Genomic DNA, 3,337 nt, shown 5'->3' on the forward strand with positions numbered 1-3,337 from the left:
CGGATCGGCGACCTGGACGATCGGCTCCATGTCGTGGCGAGCCGGTGCGGGCCAGTAATGCTTGCGCTGGAAGGCGTAGGTGGGCAGGTCGATGCGGTGTCCGCCGGCGAGCAGCGGCGACCAGTCGACGGGCAGGCCTCGCACCCAGCCCTCGGCGAGAGACGTGACGAAGCGCTCCAGGCCGCCCTCGTCGCGACGCAGGGAGCCAAGGACCAGCGCGTCGCCACCTGCGGCGTCCAGAGTCTCCTGGAGTCCTACGGTGAGGACGGGGTGGGCGGAGGCCTCGATGAAGAAGCGGTAGCCCTGCTCGGCCAGCGCCTTCGTGGCCTCCTCGAAGCGGACGGTCTGGCGCAGGTTGGTGTACCAGTACTCGGCATCCATCACGGTGGTGTCGAGCCAGTCGCCGGTCACCGTGGAGAAGAAGGGCACATCGGCTGTACGCGGCTCAAGTCCCGCCAGAACTTGCTGCAGTTCGGCGTGGATGGTCTCCACATGCGCCGAGTGCGAGGCGTAGTCCACCGGAATGCGGCGCGCTCGGACCTCGTCCGCCTCACAGGCGGCAAGAAGAGCATCCAACTCGGCCACATCGCCGGAAACGACCACCGCCGAAGGCCCGTTGACCGCCGCGACGGAGAGCCCCTCGGTCAGCCGCTCCCGCACCTCTGCCACCGGCAGGGCTACGGACACCATGCCGCCCAGGCCGGACAGCGCCAGGATCGCCTTCGACCGCAGGGCCACCACCTTGGCCGCATCCTCGATGGACAGCGCCCCGGCCACACAAGCCGCCGCGATCTCACCCTGCGAATGACCCACCACAGCAGCAGGCTGCACCCCGTGGGCACGCCACAGCTCGGCAAGCGACACCATCACGGCCCACAACACCGGCTGGACCACGTCGACGCGCTCCAGCGCCTCCGCGTCCTCCAGGACGTCGAACAGCGACCAGTCCACATACGAGGACAGCGCATCACCGCATTCCCGCATGCGCCCTGCGAACACCGGTGAGGACTCGATCAGTTCGGCGGCCATGCCCACCCACTGCGACCCCTGACCCGGGAACACGAACACACTCTTGCCGCCCGTGCCCAGACTGATCCCACTCACCGCACGGGCATCAGCACCACCCGAAGCAATCGCCCGCAGGCTTTCCCGCAGCGACTCCAGATCACCACCCACCACCGCGGCACGGTACTCCAGCGCCGCACGCGACGTAGCCAGCGACAGACCCACGTCAACCGGCGCCACACCCTCCGAACCCGCAACACGCTCCAGCAGCCGATCGGCCTGCGCCTTCAGCGCCTCCTCCGACTTCGCCGACAACACCCACGGAACAACCGACGGTGCGGGCGTAGCCGCAGGAGACTCGTCCGCTTCAGGTTCGGGTGCCTCTTCGGGTGCCTCTTCCAGGATGATGTGCGCGTTGGTGCCGCTGATGCCGAATGACGACACACCCGCACGCCGCGGACCGTTCTCCCGCAGCCACTCACGGTTGTCGGTCAGCAGCTCGACAGCCCCTACCGACCAGTCCACATGTGACGACGGCGCATCGATGTGCAGCGACTTCGGCAGCACCTTCTCCTGCAGTGCCATGACCATCTTGATGATGCCGACCACACCGGCAGCTGCCTGCGTGTGACCGATGTTCGACTTCACCGACCCCAGCCACAACGGCCGCTCCGGGTCACGATCACGCCCATACGTGGCCAGCAGCGCCTGCGCCTCGATCGGGTCACCGAGGGTCGTTCCGGTACCGTGCGCCTCCACGATGTCCACATCCGCCGGATTCAGACCGGCGTTGGCCAGGGCCTGGCGGATGACGCGCTGCTGCGACGGACCGTTCGGCGCGGTCAGACCGTTCGACGCACCGTCCTGGTTGAGGGCCGATCCCTGGACCACGGCCAGTACTTGGTGTCCGTTGCGTCGGGCATCCGAGAGCCGCTCGACGAGCAGGACGCCGACACCCTCGCCCCAGCCCATCCCATCGGCCGCATCGGCGAACGGCTTGGACCGTCCGTCACGCGCCATGCCCCGCTGACGGGCGAACTCGGTGAACGCCGTGGGCGTGCACATCACGGTGACCCCACCCACCAGCGCCATGGAGCACTCGCCACTGCGCAGCGCCTGCGCCGCCATGTGCAGAGCTACCAGGGACGACGAGCAAGCGGCGTCGACGGACAGCGCAGGGCCTTCGAGGCCGAGCGTGTAGGAGACACGGCCGGAGATCACACTCGTGGCCTCGCCGGTGACGACGTACCCCTCGAGCTCCTCGGGAACGCGGGCAGTCATGCCGTAGCCGGCGGAGTAAGCCCCCGCGTACACGCCTATGTCCTTGCCGCGAACCGACGTCGGGTCGATTCCGGCCCGCTCCAGCGCCTCCCATGACGTTTCCAGGAAGAGCCGCTGCTGCGGGTCCATGGAGAGCGCCTCGCGCGGCGAAATGCCGAAGAACTCGGCGTCGAAACCGGCTACGTCGTGAACGAAGGCGCCTTCGCTGGTGTACGAGGTGCCGGGGCGCTCCGGGTCGGAGTCGAAGAGGTTGTCGAGGTCCCAGCCGCGGTCCGTCGGGAAGTCTCCCACGGCGTCACCGCCGCTGGTGACCAACTGCCACAGGTTCTCCGGGGAGTCGGCACCGCCCGGGAACCGGCAGCTCATCGACACGATCACTATCGGGTCGTCGTCCGTCGCGGACCGGGTGGAGACAACAGCCGTGGATATGGCCTCCAGGTCACCGACCAGTTCGGTCTTGAGGTGGTCGGCGAGAGCGGCGGGGGTCGGGTAGTCGAAGACGAGAGTGGCCGGCAGCTTCAGGCCTGTGGCCGAGGTGAGCAGGTTGCGCAGCTCGACCGCGGTCAGCGAGTCGAAGCCCAGCTCCTTGAAGGCCAGTTCGGCTCCCACCGAACTCGTCCCGGAGTGTCCAAGCACCGATGCCGCATTCGCCCGCACCAGATCCAGCAGCAGCTCCTGGCGCCCCCGCTCATCCAGCGCCGCAAGACGCTGGACCAGAGCCGAACCACCCGGCGCATCACCACGGGACTCCACCGTCCGACGCACCGTGGCACGCACCAGCCCACGCAACAGCATGGGCACCGCCTCACCCTGACCACGCAGAACCGACAGATCCATCGGATGCGGAACAAGCAGCGGCTCATCCAGAGCCACCGACGCATCAAACAGCCGCATCCCCTGCTCGGTCTCCAACAACCGCAGACCAGTGCGGTACAAACGCTGAATCTCGGTATCGCCCAGGTGTCCGGTCATGCTGCTGCGCTGCGACCACAGACCCCACGCCAGCGCCTGGCCCGCCAGCCCACGCATCCGACGACGCTGCACCAGCGCC

The 3,337-nt window shown here is 68.0% G+C and carries 1 protein-coding gene; it reads right to left on the reverse strand.

Annotated features, from left to right (window positions below):
• On the reverse strand, positions 1 to 3,337 hold a 3,337-nt coding region (locus ACZ5CR_RS43500; RefSeq protein WP_468868730.1), incomplete at both ends, for a type I polyketide synthase.

This window comes from Streptomyces sp. NPDC031274 (assembly GCF_055570235.1).